18 protein-coding genes are annotated in these 17,357 nt (G+C 73.1%); 14 read left to right on the top strand and 4 right to left on the bottom strand.

Annotation, left to right across the window (positions count from 1 at the left end; genetic code table 11):
• Window positions 1–51 precede the first annotated feature (51 nt).
• Together BS75_RS18500 and BS75_RS18495 are read right to left on the bottom strand one after the other, a co-directional pair.
• Window positions 52–1,206 carry an NADH-quinone oxidoreductase subunit D gene (locus BS75_RS18500; protein WP_034089042.1) on the bottom strand — a complete coding sequence of 385 codons (1,155 nt, stop codon included), beginning with the start codon at window positions 1,204–1,206 and terminating at the stop codon, window positions 52–54.
• 26 nt (window positions 1,207–1,232) lie between these two features.
• Entirely contained in the window at window positions 1,233–2,252 is a 1,020-nt protein-coding gene (locus tag BS75_RS18495; RefSeq protein WP_034093300.1) for an SAM-dependent methyltransferase, read from the bottom strand.
• 118 nt (window positions 2,253–2,370) lie between these two features.
• Here BS75_RS18495 and BS75_RS18490 point away from each other — a divergent pair, with 118 nt between their 5' ends.
• Both BS75_RS18490 and BS75_RS18485 read left to right on the top strand, forming a co-directional pair.
• Complete coding sequence (locus BS75_RS18490) at window positions 2,371–3,690, top strand: sensor histidine kinase (protein WP_063776572.1); 1,320 nt, start codon at window positions 2,371–2,373, stop codon at window positions 3,688–3,690.
• Window positions 3,691–3,723: 33 nt separating this feature from the next.
• Window positions 3,724–4,434, top strand: coding sequence for a response regulator (locus BS75_RS18485; protein ID WP_034089041.1), 711 nt, complete (start codon window positions 3,724–3,726; stop codon window positions 4,432–4,434).
• A gap of 64 nt (window positions 4,435–4,498) precedes the next feature.
• On the opposite strand, the gene BS75_RS18480 is transcribed toward BS75_RS18485, so the two are convergent.
• A complete protein-coding gene (locus BS75_RS18480) occupies window positions 4,499–5,644 on the bottom strand; it encodes a threonine aldolase family protein (protein WP_042438221.1) in 1,146 nt (381 codons plus the stop codon).
• A 197-nt stretch (window positions 5,645–5,841) separates the two neighbouring features.
• Between BS75_RS18480 and BS75_RS18475 the strand changes: the two genes are divergently transcribed.
• The 12 genes from BS75_RS18475 to BS75_RS18420 all read left to right on the top strand — a co-directional run bounded on the left by BS75_RS18475 (window position 5,842) and on the right by BS75_RS18420 (window position 16,650).
• Window positions 5,842–6,534, top strand: a complete 693-nt coding sequence (locus BS75_RS18475) for a lysophospholipid acyltransferase family protein (RefSeq protein WP_034089039.1) — start codon at window positions 5,842–5,844, stop codon at window positions 6,532–6,534.
• 111 nt (window positions 6,535–6,645) lie between these two features.
• Window positions 6,646–7,551 carry a Rossmann-like and DUF2520 domain-containing protein gene (locus BS75_RS18470; RefSeq protein ID WP_034093298.1) on the top strand — a complete coding sequence of 302 codons (906 nt, stop codon included), beginning with the start codon at window positions 6,646–6,648 and terminating at the stop codon, window positions 7,549–7,551.
• Complete coding sequence (panC, locus tag BS75_RS18465; RefSeq protein WP_034089038.1) at window positions 7,548–8,396, top strand: pantoate--beta-alanine ligase; 849 nt, start codon at window positions 7,548–7,550, stop codon at window positions 8,394–8,396. The genes BS75_RS18470 and panC overlap by 4 nt, the downstream gene beginning before the upstream one ends.
• A 53-nt stretch (window positions 8,397–8,449) precedes the next feature.
• The gene (gene panD, locus BS75_RS18460; protein ID WP_042438223.1) at window positions 8,450–8,941 is read left to right on the top strand and encodes an aspartate 1-decarboxylase; all 492 of its coding nucleotides are present in this window, start codon (window positions 8,450–8,452) and stop codon (window positions 8,939–8,941) included.
• Window positions 8,938–10,617 carry an L-aspartate oxidase gene (locus BS75_RS18455; RefSeq protein ID WP_042438226.1) on the top strand — a complete coding sequence of 560 codons (1,680 nt, stop codon included), beginning with the start codon at window positions 8,938–8,940 and terminating at the stop codon, window positions 10,615–10,617. The genes panD and BS75_RS18455 overlap by 4 nt, the downstream gene beginning before the upstream one ends.
• On the top strand, window positions 10,614–11,603 hold the full coding sequence (gene nadC / locus BS75_RS18450) for a carboxylating nicotinate-nucleotide diphosphorylase (RefSeq protein ID WP_034089037.1): 990 nt from the start codon (window positions 10,614–10,616) through the stop codon (window positions 11,601–11,603). The genes BS75_RS18455 and nadC overlap by 4 nt, the downstream gene beginning before the upstream one ends.
• Before the next feature lie 50 nt (window positions 11,604–11,653).
• Window positions 11,654–12,442, top strand: coding sequence for a type III pantothenate kinase (locus BS75_RS18445; RefSeq protein WP_034089036.1), 789 nt, complete (start codon window positions 11,654–11,656; stop codon window positions 12,440–12,442).
• Between the two features lie 111 nt (window positions 12,443–12,553).
• Window positions 12,554–13,504: a hypothetical protein gene (locus tag BS75_RS51930; RefSeq protein ID WP_174515058.1), complete on the top strand. Its 951-nt coding sequence runs from the start codon at window positions 12,554–12,556 to the stop codon at window positions 13,502–13,504.
• Between the two features lie 106 nt (window positions 13,505–13,610).
• Window positions 13,611–15,134, top strand: a complete 1,524-nt coding sequence (gene lysX / locus BS75_RS18435; RefSeq protein ID WP_081982421.1) for a bifunctional lysylphosphatidylglycerol synthetase/lysine--tRNA ligase LysX — start codon at window positions 13,611–13,613, stop codon at window positions 15,132–15,134.
• A gap of 142 nt (window positions 15,135–15,276) precedes the next feature.
• The gene (locus BS75_RS49350) at window positions 15,277–15,435 is read left to right on the top strand and encodes a hypothetical protein (protein ID WP_034089034.1); all 159 of its coding nucleotides are present in this window, start codon (window positions 15,277–15,279) and stop codon (window positions 15,433–15,435) included.
• A 230-nt stretch (window positions 15,436–15,665) separates the two neighbouring features.
• Window positions 15,666–16,169 (top strand): amino-acid N-acetyltransferase, encoded by a 504-nt coding sequence (locus BS75_RS18425; protein WP_034089033.1) that lies wholly within the window; start codon window positions 15,666–15,668, stop codon window positions 16,167–16,169.
• Window positions 16,170–16,305: 136 nt separating this feature from the next.
• Window positions 16,306–16,650, top strand: a complete 345-nt coding sequence (locus BS75_RS18420; RefSeq protein WP_034089032.1) for a histone-like nucleoid-structuring protein Lsr2 — start codon at window positions 16,306–16,308, stop codon at window positions 16,648–16,650.
• Here BS75_RS18420 and BS75_RS18415 read toward each other — a convergent pair.
• Window positions 16,589–17,008 (bottom strand): hypothetical protein, encoded by a 420-nt coding sequence (locus tag BS75_RS18415; RefSeq protein WP_156164266.1) that lies wholly within the window; start codon window positions 17,006–17,008, stop codon window positions 16,589–16,591. The two genes, BS75_RS18420 and BS75_RS18415, sit on opposite strands and share 62 nt — an antisense overlap.
• Between the last annotated feature and the right edge of the window lie 349 nt (window positions 17,009–17,357).

Below are 17,357 nucleotides of genomic sequence, written 5' to 3'. Positions count from 1 at the left end.
TTCGGAATCCCCCGGCCCCGCCGTCGTGGTGTCGTCGTGTCGGCGGTCCGGCTACTTGTCGATGTCCCCGACGACGAAGAAGAGCGAGCCCAGGATCGCCACCATGTCCGCGACCAGCGTCCCCGGCAGCAGTTCGCCCAGCACCTGGATGTTGTTGTAGGAGGCCGAGCGGAGCTTGAGCCGCCAGGGGGTCTTGTCGCCGCGCGACACCAGGTAGTAGCCGTTCACGCCGAGCGGGTTCTCGGTCCAGGTGTAGGTGTGGCCCTCGGGGGCCTTGAGCACCTTGGGCAGCCGCTGGTTGATCGGTCCGCTCGGCAGCTCGGCGATCCGGTCCAGGCAGGCGTCGGCCAGGTCCAGCGAGTTGCGGGTCTGCTCCAGCAGGCACTCGAACCGGGCCAGGCAGTCGCCCTCCTGACGGGTCACCACCCGCAGCACGTCGCCGAGCTCGCCGTAGGCGAGGTAGGGCTCGTCCCGGCGCAGGTCGAAGTCGACGCCGGAGGCGCGGGCGATCGGCCCGCTCACCCCGTACGCGTGGACGTGCTCCGGGGCCAGTACGCCCACGCCGCGGGTCCGGGCGCGGAAGATGTCGTTGCCGAGGACCAGGTCGTCGAAGGTCCGCACCCGCTCGCGCAGCGCCGCGACGGCGGCCCCGACCCGCCCGTACCAGCCGGCCGGGAGGTCCTCCTTGAGGCCGCCGACCCGGTTGAACATGTAGTGCATCCGGCCGCCGGAGGCCTCCTCCAGCACCGCCTGCAGCTGCTCGCGCTCGTGGAAGGCGTGGAAGACCGGGGTGATCCCACCCAGCTCCAGCGGGTAGGAGCCGAGGAACATCAGGTGGTTGAGCACCCGGTTGAGCTCGGCCAGCAGGGTCCTGGTCCAGGTGGCGCGCTCGGGCACCTCCATGCCGAGCATCCGCTCGACGCCGAGGACCACGCCCAGTTCGTTGGCGAAGGCCGAGAGCCAGTCGTGCCGGTTGGCCAGCATGATGATCTGACGGTAGTCACGCGCCTCGAACAACTTCTCCGCGCCCCGGTGCATGTAGCCGATGACCGGTTCGACGGCGGTGATCACCTCGCCGTCCAGCCGCAGCTTCAGCCGCAGCACGCCGTGGGTGGACGGGTGCTGCGGGCCGATGTTCAGCACCATGTCGCTGGTGCCGAGTTCGGTGGCGGCCCCGGCGCCGATCCCGACCGTCGTCTCCCGCACCGTGCTGCTCGTCCTGGGGCTACTCGTCATGGGGCAAGAGTCTGCCATCCCGCCGGGAGCGCCATCCGCACCGACTGCAGCCCCCAGGCGAAGGAGCCGAGTCCGCCCGGCTCGGTCAGCTCGGCCGCCTCCCCGGCGGCGGCGAGGGCGCGGACGTAGCCGGACGGGTCGCGGCCGGCCTGTTCCAGCGGCGGCCTGGCCCCGCTCACCCCCAGCAGTCGCAGCGCCTCCCGCTGCGTCGTCCACAGGCTGTGGACGACGCGTTCGCCCGCCGAGGCCGCCAGACAGGCGTCCAGCGCGACGTGCGAGGTCAGGTCGGAGCGGCCGTCCGGCACCGGGTGGACCTCCCGCCCCTCCCGGTAGGCGGCGAGGCTGCCGAAGGGCGGACGGTCCCCGGCGCGGTGCGCGTAGTCCACGGCCAGGGCCAGACCGCGCCCCAGCGACCCGACCGCCTCGGCCCAGGCCGCGTCCCTCGGCCCGCCCAGCTCCGCCCGGAGTCCGGGCTCGGCCGGGTCCAGCGGCCACCACCGCTCCAGCCACCCGACGTCCGCCCCCGCCACCGGGGCGCCCAGGGCCTCGGCGCCGGTCGCCGGGTCCACCAGTACCAGCCGCACCACGCCGTCCTCGTCCACCTCGGCGATGTCCACCGGGACGTTGTCCAGCCACTCGTTGGCGATCAGCACCCCGTTCGCGGCCGGTTCGATCCGCGTGCGCCAGCCGATCCAGGCCGGCAGCCCCGGCGGCCGCCCGGCGCGCTCCACCGCCCTCAGCACCAGCCGGTCCGCCAGTCCGGGGTGGTGCGCCCGGGCGTGTGCGCCCAGCGCGAGCAGCAGTTCCCCGCGCCCGGCCCCGACATCGGTCACCACCAGTTCCGCCGGACGGCCCAGTGCCTCGTCCACCTGTCGGACCAATTCCGTCAGCGCCGCCGCGAACAGCGGGGACGCGTGGACCGAGGTACGGAAGTGCCCGGCCGGTCCGACCGGCTGCCGGAAGAAGCCGCCGGGCCCGTAGAGTGCCGTCTCCGTCGCGTCCCGCCAGCCGATCATCGCCACCCGTCCACCTTTCCAGTGAGTGGCTTGGGCAACCAACTCCGACCTGCGGAGGACACCGGGTTCAGTCCGGCGGTGGACCCCCGGGCCTCCGGGCCTGCCTAGGCTTGCAACTGTGCAACTCCTCTACAGCTGGTTCCGCAGGCATCCCATGGTGGCCGACGCCGCCTGGGCGCTGCTGCTGTTCCTGCCGTGTGCACTGGAGGTGCTGGAGGCCTGGCAGGACGACTACCAGTTCCTGCAGGTCGCCCCGGTCACCTTCGTACTCTGCGGGGTGCTCGTGGTCCGGCGGCGCTTCCCCGACGCCGCCGTCGCGGTCGCCATAGCGGTCGGGCTGGTCCAGGTCGGCTTCCGGACCGGGCTGTTCCTCGCCGACATCGCCCTGCTGATCATCGCCTACACCGGTGCGGCCTTCGGCAAGGTGTGGACCTCCAGGATCTCGCTGCTCTTCGGCCTCGCGGCCGGCCCGCTGGCCTGGTTCAGCTTCTACCACCCGGGCTTCGAGGGCACTCAGCACGGCAACCCCGCACGGGGCACGTCCGGGCGGGTCTGGCTGGAGGTCGCCATGGCGGTGGTCTTCTCGACGCCCTTCCTGCTCTGCTGGGTCCTCGGCCGGCTCACCCGGATCCGCCGGGCCTACTACATGCAGCTGGAGGACCGGGCGGCCCGGCTGGAGCGCGAGCGCGACGCCCAGTCGAAGATCGCCGTCGCCGCCGAGCGCGCCCGGATCGCCCGTGAACTGCACGACGTGGTCGCCCACAACGTCTCGGTGATGATCGTCCAGGCGGACGGCGCCTCCTTCGTCATGGACTCCTCACCGGAGCAGGCCAGGCAGGCGCTGGCGACCATCGCCGGCACCGGCCGGCAGGCGCTGGAGGAGATGCGTCGGCTGCTCGGCCTGCTGCGCTCCGCCGACAGCGTCGGCGAGTACGTCCCCCAGCCGAGCGTCGAGCAGCTGCCCGACCTGCTGGAGCAGGTGCGCAGCGCCGGCCTGCCGGTCGCCTTCAAGGTCGAGGGCGAGCCCCGGGAGCTGCCGCGCGGGGTGGAGCTGACCGCCTACCGGATCGTCCAGGAGGCGCTGACCAACGCCCGCAAGCACGGCGGACCGGAGACCACGGCGTCGGTACGGCTCCGTTTCGACGACCGGGGGATGGACCTGGTGATCGAGGACGACGGTCGCGGGGCGAGCACCGCGCTCGCGGTCCAGGGCGGCGCGGACGGCTTCGGCCACGGTCTGATCGGCATGCGCGAGCGGGTCGGGATGGTCGGCGGCACGCTGGACGCGGGGCCCCGCCCCGGCGGCGGCTTCCGGATCAGTGCCAGCCTGCCGCTCAAACCCTCGCGCAGGTCCGCCGCCGCGCCCGCCGAGGCCGCGGTGACCGAGTCCGGGCCGGTGCCCGACCGCGGCCCCGGCCTCGCCCCCCACGCCTCCTAGCCCTCGCCCGCACCCGACCAGCCAAGGAAGCCCATGCCCATCCGCGTCATGCTCGTCGACGACCAGGAACTGCTGCGCACCGGCTTCCGGATGGTCCTCCAGTCCCAGACCGACATCGAGGTGGTGGCCGAGGCCGGGGACGGCCTCCAGGCCCTGGAGGTACTGGCGACGGCCGAGGTCGACGTGGTGCTGATGGACGTCCGGATGCCCCGGATGGACGGAGTGGAGGCGACCCGCAGGATCTGCGCCGCCGACCCGGCGCTCCCCGGCCTCCCGGGCGCCGGCGGCCCGGGCGCCGGACCGCACGTCCTCATCCTCACCACCTTCGACCTGGACGAGTACGCGTTCACCGCGCTCAAGGCCGGGGCCAGCGGCTTCCTGCTCAAGGACGTGCCGCCGGCCGAACTGGTCGCCGCGATCCGGGCGGTCCACAGCGGCGAGGCGGTCGTCGCGCCGACCACCACCCGCCGCATGATCGACCGCTTCGCCACCATCCTGCCCAGCTCCCAGCCGCCGATGGACACCCCGGAGCTGGCCCGGCTCACCGACCGTGAGCGCGAGGTGCTGCTGCTGATCGCCGGGGGCCTCTCCAACGGCGAGATCGCCGGCAGGCTCTCGCTCTCGGAGGCCACCGTGAAGACCCATGTCGGCCGGATCCTCACCAAGCTGGAGGTGCGGGACCGGGTCCAGGCCGTGGTCCTGGCCTACGAGACCGGCCTGGTCCGGGCCGGCGGCGTCCCCTAGCCGGCCCGACCCCGACCCCGACCCCGACCCCGACCCCGACCCCGACCCCGGCACCGACCCGGGCTCAGCCCACCCGGGACAGGCCGCGCAGCTGGGAGAGGAAGGCGCCCGCCGCCGCGCGGACCTCCTCCGGGGACCAGTCCAGGGCCGCCGCCGAGACGGTGACCTCGGTGTACGAGACCCGGGGCAGCCCCGGCTCGCGCCACATCCCGAACAGCGACTGCCTGGTCTCCTCGGCCAGGCGCAGCCCGGCCTCGTCCAGGTCGTCCGCCGGGAACGGCAGCCAGACCTGGAACTGGTGGGTGTGCGGGACCTCCGGGAAGATCCGGGCGCCGGGGACCTCGGCCAGGGCCTCGGTCAGGGCGGCCGCCACCTCCTTGGCCTTGGCCACGTAGGCGTCCAGCCGGGGCAGTTCGCGGTCCAGGCCGGCGAGCGCGGCCAGCGCGGCCGGCCACTGCTGGAACAGCTGCCCGCCGTAGCGGTGCCGCCAGGTCTTGGTGTCCGCGACGAAGTCCGCCGTACCGGCCAGCGCCGCGCCGCTGAGCCCGCCGAGGGTCTTGTAGAAGGACACGTAGACCGAGTCCGCCAGCTCGGCGATCTCCGGCAGGGTGCGGCCGAAGTGCGGGGCGCACTCCCACAGCCGGGCCCCGTCGAAGTGCACCACCGCGTCCCTGGCCCGGGCGGCGGCGACGGTCGCGGTCAGCTCCTCCCAGGTCGGCAGGACGAATCCGGCGTCGCGCAGCGGCAGCTCCAGCATCAGGGTGCCGAAGGGCTCGGCGAAGTCCTGGACCTCCTCGGCCGAGGCCGACCGCGGCTCGGTGGTCGGCCAGACGCTGCGGACCCCGCTGAGCTGGGAGTAGGCGAAGCGCTCGTGCACCTCGGGATGGGCCAGCGGGTGCATCGCCACCGTCGGGTCACCGGTGCGGCGCGCCCAGCAGCGCAGGGCGACCTGCTGGGCCATGGTGCCGGTCGGGAAGAACGCTGCGGCCTCCGTCCCCAGCAGCCCGGCCACCCGCTTCTCCAGCGCCTCGACCACGCCGTTGCCGTAGAAGTCGAGCCGCCCGTCCAGGTCGTAGGCGCCCTCGGCGTCCGCCGCCAGTTCCGCCATCCGCTCCCGCAGCGACACCGGGCGCGCCCCGGACAGCACTTTCGTGCAGCCGCGCTGCGCCTCGAACCGCCGCTGGGCCGGGTCCTTCGTCTCATCGCTCATGGGGTGATCCTCTCCCAATGACCCGGATCGTCCCAGGGGCGGCCCGCCGGTCGTCCACACCGGCAGTGACGGGTCCGACGCGCCGGACACGGCTCCCGCAGTGCTCGCGGATGTCATACGATCCCGCAGCCGGGCCATCCAGCTCGGTGACTGCCCGGTAACATCACCGGACGTTCGCGGATGACTACGGAGGGCACGTGTTCGCACTAATCGCCAGGTCGGTGCTGGCCCCGCTGATGCGGCTGGTCTACCGGCCGGTGGTCGAGGGACGCGAGAACGTGCCGAAGCGCGGCGCGGTGATCCTGGCCAGCAACCACCTCTCCTTCATCGACAGCGTGGTGATCCCGCTGGTCGCACCGCGTCCGGTGGTCTTCCTGGCCAAGGCCGAGTACTTCACCGGGACCGGGTTCAAGGGCTGGCTGAGCCGGAGCTTCTTCACCGCGATCGACGCGGTCCCGGTCGAGCGCGGCACCCACCGCGCCGCCCAGGCCTCGCTGGACGCCGCGCTGGAGGCGCTGAACGAGGGCAACGCCTTCGGGATCTACCCGGAGGGCAAGCGCTCCCTCGACGGCCGCCTCTACCGGGGCAAGCCCGGCGTGGCCTGGCTCGCGCTGACCTCGGGGGCGCTGGTCGTTCCGGTCGCGCTGGCCGGCACCGAGAAGGTGCAGCCCGTGGGCAAGCGGCTGCCCCGGATCCGCAGGATCACCGTCAAGTTCGGTGAGCCCATGGACTTCGGCGACCGGGCCGTGGCCGTCCGCGAGCGTGCCATGGCGGTCGGACCCGCCCGGCGCGCGGTCACCGAGGAGATCATGGAAGCCATCCAGAAGCTCTCGCAGCAGGAGCTCGCCAACGTCTACAACGAGGGCCAGGTCACAGCCGAGTCCTCGTGACCCGCCGTAGGATGGCCGCGTACGTCCGGTACCCGTAGAGGACTGGAACGGAGAAGGAGCCTTGACGTGAGCACAGGCGAGTTCGGGCTGCCCGGCGGTCTGTTCGACGACATTCCCGGGGACCCCGGCGCCCCCGACAACCGGCCCGCACGGCTCGCCGTCGGCGTGGTCGGCACCGGCCGGGTCGGCCCCGCGCTCGGCGCGGCGCTGCAGCTGGCCGGACACCGGGTGGTGGCCGCCTCCGGGGTCTCGACGGCCTCGCGGCGGCGCGCCGAGACGCTGCTGCCGGGAGTCCGGCTGGTCACCCCGCCGCAGGTGATGGCCGCCGCCGACCTGGTGCTGCTGACCGTCCCCGACGACGCGCTGGCCGAGCTGGTGGCCGGACTGGCCGCGACCGGCGCGGTGCGGCCCGGGCAGATGCTGGTGCACACCTCCGGGGCGCACGGCGTGGCGGTGCTCGAACCCGCCACCCGGGTCGGCGCGCTGCCGCTGGCGCTGCACCCGGCGATGACCTTCACCGGCACCGCCGTGGACGTGGCCAGGCTGGCCGGCTGCCCGTTCGGGGTGACCTCCCCGGAGCAGCTGCGCCCGGTCGCCGAGGCGCTGGTGGTGGAGATGGGCGGCGAGCCCGAATGGGTGCCGGAGGCGGTCCGCCCGCTCTACCACACGGCCCTCGCCCACGGCTCGAACCACCTGGTCACCCTGGTGGCACAGGCCATGGAGATCCTCTCCGACGCGGGCGTGGCCGAACCCGGCCGGATGCTCGGCCCGCTGCTGGGCGCGGCCCTGGACAATGCCCTGCGCAGCGGCGACGCGGCGCTGACCGGACCGGTCGCCCGGGGCGACGCGGGCACGGTGCGGACCCATGTCGCGCAGCTGCGGGCGACCTCGCCGCAGATCCTGGAGAGCTACCGCGCCATGGCGCGCGCCACCGCCGACCGGGCGCTGGCCAACGGAATGCTGAAGGCGGAGGCCGCCGAGGTCCTGCTGGACGTGCTGGCGGAGGAGAACGGATGAGCACGGCACTGGTGAGCACGGCGGCGGCACTGGCGGAGGCGGCCGAGGCCCGCTCCGGCCTCCGCGCCGTGGTGATGACCATGGGCGCGCTGCACGAGGGCCACGCCTCGCTGGTCCGCGCCGCCCGCGCGCGCGTCGGCGCGGCCGGGACGGTGGTGGTGACCGTCTTCGTCAACCCGCTGCAGTTCGGCGCCGGCGAGGACCTGGACCGCTACCCGCGCACCCTGGACGCCGACCTCGCGCTCGCCGCGGAGGCCGGCGCCGACCTGGTCTTCGCCCCCGCCGTGGACGAGGTCTACCCCGGCGGCGAGCCGCAGGTCCGGATCGCGGCCGGCCCGATGGGCGAGGGCTACGAGGGCGCCGCCCGCCCCGGGCACTTCGACGGAATGCTGACCGTCGTCGCCAAGCTGCTCCACCTCACCGGTCCCGACGTGGCCTGCTTCGGCGAGAAGGACGGCCAGCAGTTGGCACTGGTCCGGCGGATGGTCCGGGACCTGAACTTCCCGGTGGAGATCCTCGGCGTGGAGACCGTCCGCGAGGCCGACGGGCTGGCGCTGTCCAGTCGCAACCGCTTCCTCTCGGCCGAGGACCGGACCGGGGCGCTGGCGCTCTCCCGGGCGCTGTTCGCCGGCCGGGACGCCGTCCCGGCCGGTCCGGCGGCGGTCCGCGCGGCGGCCGGAGCGGTGCTGGCCGGGTCCGGGCTCGCCCCGGACTACCTCGGCCTGATCGACCCGGTCGACTTCACCGAGGTCGACCGCGAGGACTTCCGCGGCGAGGCGCTGCTCGCGCTCGCCGCCAAGGTCGGCCGGACCCGGCTGATCGACAACGTCCGCATCGGCTTCTGACCCTCGTCTCGTCCTGAACCACCAGGCATGCACTTCACCAAGGAGGCGTGACCATGCTTCGCACCATGCTCAAGTCCAAGATCCACCGGGCCACCGTCACCCAGGCCGACCTGCACTACGTCGGCTCGGTGACGATCGACCAGGACCTGCTGGACGCCGCCGACCTGCTCCCCGGCGAGCTGGTCCACATCGTCGACATCGACAACGGCAACCGGCTGGAGACCTACACCATCGCCGGGGCGCGCGGCACCGGCATCATCGGCATCAACGGTGCCGCCGCCCGGCTGGTCCACCCGGGCGACCTGGTGATCATCATCGGCTACGGCCAGATGGGCGACGCCGAGGCGCGGGTGCACCAGCCCCGGGTGCTGTTCGTCGACGCCGACAACCGGATCACCCACCTCGGCGGCGACGCGGCCGAGGCACCGGCCGGCAGCGGGCTGGTCCGCGGCGATGCGGATGCGCGTGCGATTCCGGCGCAGGCGTACGGTGACGTCGACGGCGCAGCCACCGGCGCGCCCACGCACGCACGGAGTGACGCATGACCCCAGTGACCCGTCTCACCGCCCCGGCCCCCGGCTGGACCGTCCGCACCGATGTGGTCGTGGTCGGTTCGGGCGTGGCCGGACTCACCACCGCGCTGCGGCTGCGCGCCTCCGGGCTGCGGGTGCTGGTGGTGACCAAGGCGATGCTGGACGACGGCTCGACCCGCTGGGCGCAGGGCGGCATCGCCGCCGCGCTCGGCGAGGGCGACACCCCCGAGCAGCACCTCAGCGACACCCTGGTGGCCGGCGCGGGCCTGTGCGACGAGGAGGCGGTCCGGGTCCTGGTCACCGAGGGCCCGGACGCCGTCCGCCGGCTGATCGCCGCCGGGGCGGCCTTCGACCAGGACGCCGAGGGCGAGATCCTGCTGACCCGCGAGGGCGGCCACCACCGCAGCCGGATCGCCCACGCCGGCGGCGACGCCACCGGCGCGGAGATCTCCCGGGCGCTGGTCGAGGCGGTCCGCGCGGACGACAACGTGGTGCTGGTCGAGCACGCCCTGGTGCTGGACCTGCTCACCGACGCCGAGGGCCGCACCGCCGGGCTGACCCTCCACGTGATGGGGGAGGGGCAGCGGGACGGCGTCGGCGCGGTCCACGCCCGGGCCGTGGTGCTGGCCACCGGCGGCATGGGCCAGGTCTACTCGGCCACCACCAACCCCGCCGTCTCCACCGGCGACGGCGTCGCGCTGGCGCTGCGGGCCGGGGCCGAGGTCACCGACCTGGAGTTCGTCCAGTTCCACCCGACCGTGCTCTGGCTCGGCCCCGACGCGGAGGGCCAGCAGCCGCTGATCTCCGAGGCGGTGCGCGGCGAGGGCGCCCACCTGGTGGACGCGGACGGGGTCCGCTTCATGGTCGGCCAGCACGAGCTGGCCGAGCTGGCCCCGCGCGACATCGTCGCCAAGAGCATCCTGCGGCGGATGGAGGCGACCGGCGCCGAGCACATGTACCTGGACGGCCGGCACTTCGGCGAGCGGATGTGGGCCGAGCGCTTCCCGACCATCCTCGCCTCCTGCCGCAGCCACGGCATCGACCCGGTGACCGAGTTGATCCCGGTCGCCCCGGCCGCGCACCACGCCTCCGGCGGCGTCCGCACCGACCTGCACGGGCACACCTCGGTCTCCGGGCTCTACGCCTGCGGCGAGGTCGCCTGGACCGGCGTCCACGGCGCCAACCGGCTGGCCTCCAACTCGCTGCTGGAGGGCCTGGTCTTCGCCGAGCGGATCGCCGCCGACATCGCCGAGCGCGACGCCGCAGGGAGGCTGACGCCCCGCCACGAAGACACGGAGCGCGAGGTGGAACGCGTTCCGCTGCTGGCCTCCGAGGCCCGCTTCGCGATCCAGCGGCTGATGACCCGCGGCGTCGGCGTGCTGCGCAGCGCCGACAGCATGGCCGGGGCCGCCGCGGGCCTGGCCGCGCTCACCGGGGCCCACCCGGCCGACGCCGACGACCCGCACCACCCCAAGGGCGAGCCGCCGCAGGTCGAGACCTGGGAGGCGACCAACCTGCACCTGGTCGCCACCGCCCTGACCGCCGCCGCCCGGCTGCGCGAGGAGACCCGTGGCTGCCACTGGCGCGAGGACTTCCCCGACCGGGACGACAGCAACTGGAACACTCATCTGATCAGCCGCCAGCACGGCACCGTGCTGACCACCCTCCCCGAGGAGACCCGAGCATGAGCGCGCACGACGAGCACGGCCACCACCACGACGAACTTCCGCTCGTCGGCGGCGAGGGCGAGGGCTGCGGCGAGGGCTGCGCCTGCGGCGACGGCGAGTACGTGACCGGGCTCGACCCGCAGCTCGCGGCGCTGCTCGAAGCGGCCGGGCTCGACCCGGTCGAGGTCGAGGACATCGCCACCCTGGCGCTGGCCGAGGACCTGGCCGGCGGCGAGGACGTCACCTCCGTCGCCACCGTCCCCGAGGCGGCCGTCGCCACCGCCGACTTCACCGCCCGTCAGGGCGGCGTGGTCGCCGGGCTCCGGGTCGCCGAGGCGGTGCTCTCGCTGGTCGCCGAGGAGGAGTTCAGCGTCGAGCGGCTGGTCGAGGACGGCGACCGGGTCGAGGCCGGGCAGGTGCTGCTCAGCGTCACCACCCGCACCCGCGACCTGCTCACCGCCGAGCGCAGCGCGCTCAACCTGCTCTGCCACCTGTCCGGCATCGCCACCGCCACCCGCGCCTGGGCGGACGCGCTGGAGGGCACCGGCGCGGTCGTCCGCGACACCCGGAAGACCACCCCCGGCCTGCGCGCCCTGCAGAAGTACGCGGTCCGCTGCGGCGGCGGCGCCAACCACCGGATGGGCCTGTCCGACGCGGCCCTGGTCAAGGACAACCACGTGGTCGCGGCCGGCGGCGTGGCCGAGGCGTTCAAGGCCGTCCGCGCCGCCTACCCCGACCTGGACGTCGAGGTCGAGGTGGACCGGATCGACCAGATCCAGCCGGTGCTGGACGCCGGGGCGGACCTGATCCTGCTCGACAACTTCACCGTTCCCCAGCTCCGCGAGGCGGTCGCGCTGGTGGCCGGCCGGGCCAAGTTGGAGTCCTCCGGCGGGCTGGCCCTGGAGAACGCCCGCGAGGTCGGCACGACCGGTGTCGACTACCTCGCCGTCGGGGCGCTGACCCACTCCTCGCCCATCCTTGACATCGGTCTCGACCTGCGCGGATAGTCCCCCGACCGTCCATCAGCCGCGACCCACCCGAAGAATGGCCTGCGCCCATGCTGCTCACCATCGATGTCGGCAACACCCACACCGTGCTCGGCCTCTTCGACGGCGAGGAGATCGTGGAGCACTGGCGGGTCTCCACCGACCCGCGGCGCACGGCGGACGAGACGGCAGTGCTGATGCAGGGGCTGATGGGGGCGCACCCCGCGCTCGGGGAGGACACGGTCGACGGACTGGCCATCTGCTCGACCGTGCCCTCGGTCCTCCACGAGCTGCGCGAGGTGACCCGGCGCTACTACGGCGACGTGCCGGCGGTCCTGGTGGAGCCCGGCATCAAGACCGGGGTGCACGTCCTCACCGACAACCCGAAGGAGGTCGGTGCGGACCGGATCGTCAACACCCTGGCCGCCAAGCACCTCTACGGCGGCCCCTGCATCGTGGTCGACTTCGGGACGGCGACCACCTTCGACGCGGTGAACGAGCGCGGCGACTACCTCGGCGGAGCGATCGCGCCGGGCATCGAGATCTCGGTGGAGGCGCTGGGCCAGCGCGGCGCCAAGCTGCCCAAGATCGAGATCATCCGGCCGCGCAACGTCATCGGCAAGAACACCGTGGAGTGCATGCAGTCGGGCATCCTCTACGGCTACGCCGGCCAGGTGGACGGCGTGGTCAACCGGATGGCCGCCGAGCTGTCCACCGACCCGGACGACGTCCAGGTGATCGCGACCGGCGGGCTGGCCCCGCTGGTCCTGGGCGAGGCGAGCAGCATCGACGTGCACGAGCCCTGGCTGACCCTGATCGGCCTGCGGCTGGTGTACGAGAAGAACACCGCCACCACCTGAGCGCCGGGGACGCCTTCGCCCGGTCGGCGGGGTCCAACCCGCCTCGGGTGGCGGTCCGATGACGGCGTGTCGATAATCAGAAATCAGGCATTTCCGGCATAGGGTCCGAGCATGCCTATGCCTCATGGATCCCGCGGCGGCATGGCCTTCAGCGCGGACGAGCTCCGGGTGCTGCGCCGAGCCCTCGCCCACGTGCTGAACCCCGCCACCCCCGGTACCCCGGTCCTCCCCGGATGGGCCCGCAACGCCTGGGTGGAGGACGTCCAGGACGTGCTCCGCCTCGCCGAGTCGATCGACGAGGCCGTGCACGAGGGCGGCCGGATGCGGGCCTTCGCCCTGGCCGACCTCTCCCGCTACCGCGCCGCCCTGCCCGGCTCCGCCTCCGGCTACCTGGAGCGGCTGGAGGAGGCCGTCGCGGACGGCTACCTGCCCGACCGCGAGGACCTCACCGCCCTGCGCAACCTGACCGCCCTGCCCTGCGCCCCGCAGGAGCGGACCCGTCGGCTCGACCTCCGCTCCCGCTGCGGCGCGCTGGCCGCCGGCGGCGCCAGGGCCGGCCTGGAGCCGGCGGCCCGTCAGCTCGCCATCGCGGGAAACCCGCTGACCGCAGTCCCGGGCCATGCCGAGGCGGCCGTGGCCGCCGTGGCCGGTGTGGTCGGCGCGACGGACGCCGACGGCCCGACCCGGCTGCCGGAACCGGCCCAGGCGCCGGGGACCGCCCGTGTGCCCGAGCCCGCGCGGTCCGGCGACGCCGGCAACGTCGCGGACTTCGCCCGGCCGCTGCGGTCCCTGCGCCAGCAGTCCCGACCTGCCGCACCCGCGGCGGGGGTGCAACCGCACCCCCTACCGACCCGACGTGGAGGACCGATTCCCATGGCTGCCTACGACCCCGCCGTGCGTCCCGCCGAATCCGGCCGCGACAACGCCTCCACCGCTCCGGCCGAGGGGACGTCCTCCGTCCGCGCCATCCCCACCCCCGGCGACCTCTGGCCGCGCGGCGTCCGCTCCGAGCTGGACCCGGCGGCCGAGCCCGAGGCGGAGCTCGCCACCGGCACCGGCTGAGCCGGTCCGTCGGCCCCTGCCCGCGGTCGGCCCCTGCCCGCGATCGGCCCCTGTCCCGCCGGATATCCGGTACGGGGCAGGGGCCGACGCTCGATACCCTGGTGGGGTGACTGATCAGACTCCTGCGCCGGCCCCTGATGACCTTCCCGAACAGATGCGGGTGCGCCGCGAGAAGCTGGAGCGGCTCCGCGCCGCCGGCGTCGACCCGTACCCGGTGGGTTTCCCCCGGACGACGACCCTCGCCGACCTGCGCGCCGCCCACCCGGACCTCGAAGCCGACGTCGCCACCGGCGACCGCGCCGGGGTGACCGGGCGCGTCGTGCTCAGCCGGACCGGCGGCAAGCTCTGCTTCGCCACCCTCCGCGACGGCACCGCCGACCTCCAGGTGATGCTCTCGCTGGACAAGCTCGGCGCGGAGAGCCTGGCGGCCTGGAAGGCCGACATCGACCTGGGCGACCAGGTCGGCGTCGAGGGTGAGGTCATCACCTCCAAGCGCGGCGAGCTGTCGATCATGGTGGACCGCTGGGAGCTCACCTCCAAGTGCCTCCGTCCGCTGCCGGACAAGCACAAGGGCCTGACCGACCCGGAGGCCCGGGTCCGGCAGCGCTACGTCGACCTGATCGTCAACCCCGAGGCGCGGGAGATGCTGTACCTGCGCAGCAAGGTGGTCCGCTCGATCCGCCGCACCTACGAGGAGCGCGGCTACACCGAGGTCGAGACGCCGATGCTGCAGCCGGTCCACGGCGGCGCCAACGCGCGCCCCTTCAAGACCCACATCAACGCCTACGACCTCGGCCTCTTCCTGCGGATCGCCCCCGAGCTCTACCTCAAGCGGCTGGTGGTCGGCGGCGCGGAGAAGGTCTTCGAGATCAACCGCAACTTCCGCAACGAGGGCGCGGACTCCACCCACAACCCGGAGTTCACCTCGCTGGAGTCCTACGAGGCGTACGGGGACTACAACACCCAGGCCGAGCTGATCCGGGCGACCATCATCAACGCCGCCCGGGAGGCCCTCGGCACCACCGTGATCCGGGGCACCGACCCGCACGGCGTCGAGCACGAGATCGACCTGGCCGAGCCCTGGGCCGAGGTCACCGTCTACGGCGGGATCTCCGACAAGCTCGGCACCGAGGTCACCCCGGAGACCACGGTCGATGAGCTGCGCAAGCTGGCCGACGCGGCCGGGGTCCCCTACGAGCAGAAGTGGGGCCACGGCCAGATCGTCCTGGAGATGGTCGAGCGGCTGCTGGAGGAGGACGCGATCAGGCCGACCTTCATCAAGGACTACCCGACCGAGGTCTCCCCGCTCACCCGGCAGCACCGGTCGAACCCGGGTGTGGCCGAGAAGTGGGACCTGATGATCTTCGGTACCGAGATCGGCACCGCCTACTCCGAGCTGGTCGACCCGGTCGAGCAGCGGGCCCGGCTCACCGCCCAGTCGCTGCTGGCGGCCGGCGGCGACGTCGAGGCCATGCAGGTGGACGAGGACTTCCTCCGCGCGCTGGAGTACGGGATGCCGCCGACCGGCGGCCTCGGTCTCGGCGTCGACCGCCTGATCATGCTGCTGACCGGCAAGAACATCCGCGAGACGCTGCTCTTCCCGCTGGTCAGGCCGGACGTCCAGCAGTAGCGCGGGACACGTCTCCCTACCCCCCGCAGCGCAGGGCCAACCCCGGTCCCCTGGATCCACAGGGACCGGGGTTAGTCTTCTGCCGGACGGTGCACGCCGATCCAGCGAGGCATCCAGCATCGAGCGAGGCGGTCCGAAAACCATGCAGTACATCGAGGCACTGACGCCCCCCACCGTGATGGCCATCGCCTTCGGCCTGATGATCCGCACCCTGTTCCGTAACCAGGGCGGCGCCGGCGCGGCCCGCGAGGACGCGGCCGCCGAGGCGATCATCCACGCCCAGCGCGCCACCCAGGACTGACCTCCGGGCCTTTCCCGGGGCAAAGGGGATAATCGCGCCCGGCGGCGGCGGACGCGATGGACGTGTTCTTCCAGAAGGCCCGGCTTCGCCTGGAACGCGGCGGCGGGCCTTCCGCTATGGCCGGATTCCGTACCGCGGCCCTTTACCGTCGTGCTCATGATGCACTCCGGGGGGAAGGGCCTGCGGAAATCGTGGCGCGTCCGCGCCGGGGAACGCGATAGCGTCCCCCCATGGAGGTCACGATCCGCCGTGCGCGGACCAGCGATGTACGGGCAGTGCGCAGACTCGTCGACGGCTACGCGCGCGAGCGAATCCTGCTGAACAAGCCGACGGTCACGCTCTTCGAATCCGTACAGGAGTTCTGGGTCGCCGAGCGGGACGACAACGCCGAGGTGGTCGCCTGTGGCGCGCTCCATGTGATGTGGGAGGACCTGGCCGAGGTCCGCACGCTGGCGGTGGACCACTCCTGCCGGGGTACCGGTATCGGACATCTGCTGTTGGAGAAGCTCATCCAGACCGCCCGCTGGATCGGGGTGCGCCGGATTTTCTGCCTCACCTTCGAAGTCGACTTCTTCACCAAACACGGCTTCGCCGAGATCGAGGCCACACCGGTCGACAGCGGTGTCTACGAGGAGCTGCTGCGCAGCTACGACGAGGGCGTCGCCGAGTTCCTCGGGCTGGAACGTGTGAAACCGAACACCTTGGGTAACACACGGATGCTCTTGCATCTCTGACGCGTCCGCGGAGCGGACTCCGGACAGTCCGCGGAGACCCCTCTCGAAGCTTCTCGCGTCAGGGGGTTTGAGTTTTTCGCGGAAAAGCGGTTTCCTTTCCTACAAGTAATCCATGCTTTTGAGGAAAGGGAAGCCCGTGGCGCAGAAGGTTCAGGTCCTTCTTGTCGACGATCTCGAGGGCGGCGAGGCGGACGAGACGGTGACGTTCGCTCTTGACGGGGTTGCCTACGAGATCGATCTCACTCACGCGAATGCGGGCAAGCTGCGCGAGCTGCTCGCCCCGTACACCTCCGGCGGCCGCAAGCAGAGCGGCCGGGTCAGCGCCGTGCGCGGCGGGCGTGCCCGCGCTCCGCGCCCGGTGGGCGGCAACCCGGACACGGCGAAGATCCGTGCCTGGGCCAAGGAGGAGGGCTACGAGGTCAACGACCGCGGTCGGGTGCCCAGCGTCCTCCGCGAGGCGTACGAGAAGGCGCACGGCTGACCGTCCCGTCCAGATGGGCGCGGGCACAGGCGTGGGCCAGGGCGTCGAGCAGACGGGGGAGCTCGGACCGGGTCGGCAGCGTCCGGTCCGGCACCGGCGCCGAGCGGATCAGACGGGTTCTCAACTGCCCGTCCAGATGCGACCAGCCCAACCAGCCGAGGATGCCCGGCACCTCCTCGGCGCTGCCGGGGGCCAGCAGGACCAGCAACCGGTCGCCGTCCGCGGCGACCGGTGCGGGGCGGCGGCCGAGCCGGGCCAGGCCGTCCAGCGCCGCCAGACCGGGCCCCAGCGGGGCCTCCAGGGCCTCGTGGAACCCGGTCGGCGCCGCGGAGCATTGTTCGAGGGGTCGTTCGACCACGGCTCGTTCGAGGATGCGGTGCGCCACGCACCGTCCAACGCACCGGGGGCCGACCCGGTCACGCCGGGCCGTCCGTTCGCCGCTCGATGTCACACAGTTGGCCCGCAGCGGCCGTCCGACTTCTCGTCAGGCGAACACCCGGACCCCTCGGGACCGGAGTGGAATGCCCCCGGGGGAGGGTATGAATCCCTTGGGCGGAGTGCGCGGGGACGGCCTCGAACGGCAATCCCTGCGGCGTGTCGCCGAGGGCGTTCGCCGTCGGCGTAGCGATTCCGGGTGGATCTGCTTGGCCTGCGGGAACACCATCCCGGAGCATTCGGTTGGAGTCATTGTCGGCCGCCTCGCCCAG

The sequence above is a fragment of the Streptacidiphilus albus JL83 genome (assembly GCF_000744705.1).
Taxonomy (GTDB): Bacteria; Actinomycetota; Actinomycetes; order Streptomycetales; family Streptomycetaceae; genus Streptacidiphilus; species Streptacidiphilus albus.
This window is presented reverse-complemented; position numbering and strand designations above follow the sequence as displayed.

Coding starts and splice junctions, on each gene's coding strand:
- nadC (WP_034089037.1), top strand. CDS start 10,614: ATGAGCGCGCACGACGAGCACGGCCACCACCACGACGAACTTCCGCTC.
- BS75_RS18480 (WP_042438221.1), bottom strand. CDS start 5,644: ATGAGCGATGAGACGAAGGACCCGGCCCAGCGGCGGTTCGAGGCGCAG.
- BS75_RS18425 (WP_034089033.1), top strand. CDS start 15,666: ATGGAGGTCACGATCCGCCGTGCGCGGACCAGCGATGTACGGGCAGTG.
- BS75_RS49350 (WP_034089034.1), top strand. CDS start 15,277: ATGCAGTACATCGAGGCACTGACGCCCCCCACCGTGATGGCCATCGCC.
- panC (WP_034089038.1), top strand. CDS start 7,548: ATGAGCACGGCACTGGTGAGCACGGCGGCGGCACTGGCGGAGGCGGCC.
- BS75_RS18485 (WP_034089041.1), top strand. CDS start 3,724: ATGCCCATCCGCGTCATGCTCGTCGACGACCAGGAACTGCTGCGCACC.
- BS75_RS18495 (WP_034093300.1), bottom strand. CDS start 2,252: ATGATCGGCTGGCGGGACGCGACGGAGACGGCACTCTACGGGCCCGGC.
- BS75_RS18445 (WP_034089036.1), top strand. CDS start 11,654: ATGCTGCTCACCATCGATGTCGGCAACACCCACACCGTGCTCGGCCTC.
- BS75_RS18455 (WP_042438226.1), top strand. CDS start 8,938: ATGACCCCAGTGACCCGTCTCACCGCCCCGGCCCCCGGCTGGACCGTC.
- BS75_RS51930 (WP_174515058.1), top strand. CDS start 12,554: ATGCCTATGCCTCATGGATCCCGCGGCGGCATGGCCTTCAGCGCGGAC.
- panD (WP_042438223.1), top strand. CDS start 8,450: ATGCTTCGCACCATGCTCAAGTCCAAGATCCACCGGGCCACCGTCACC.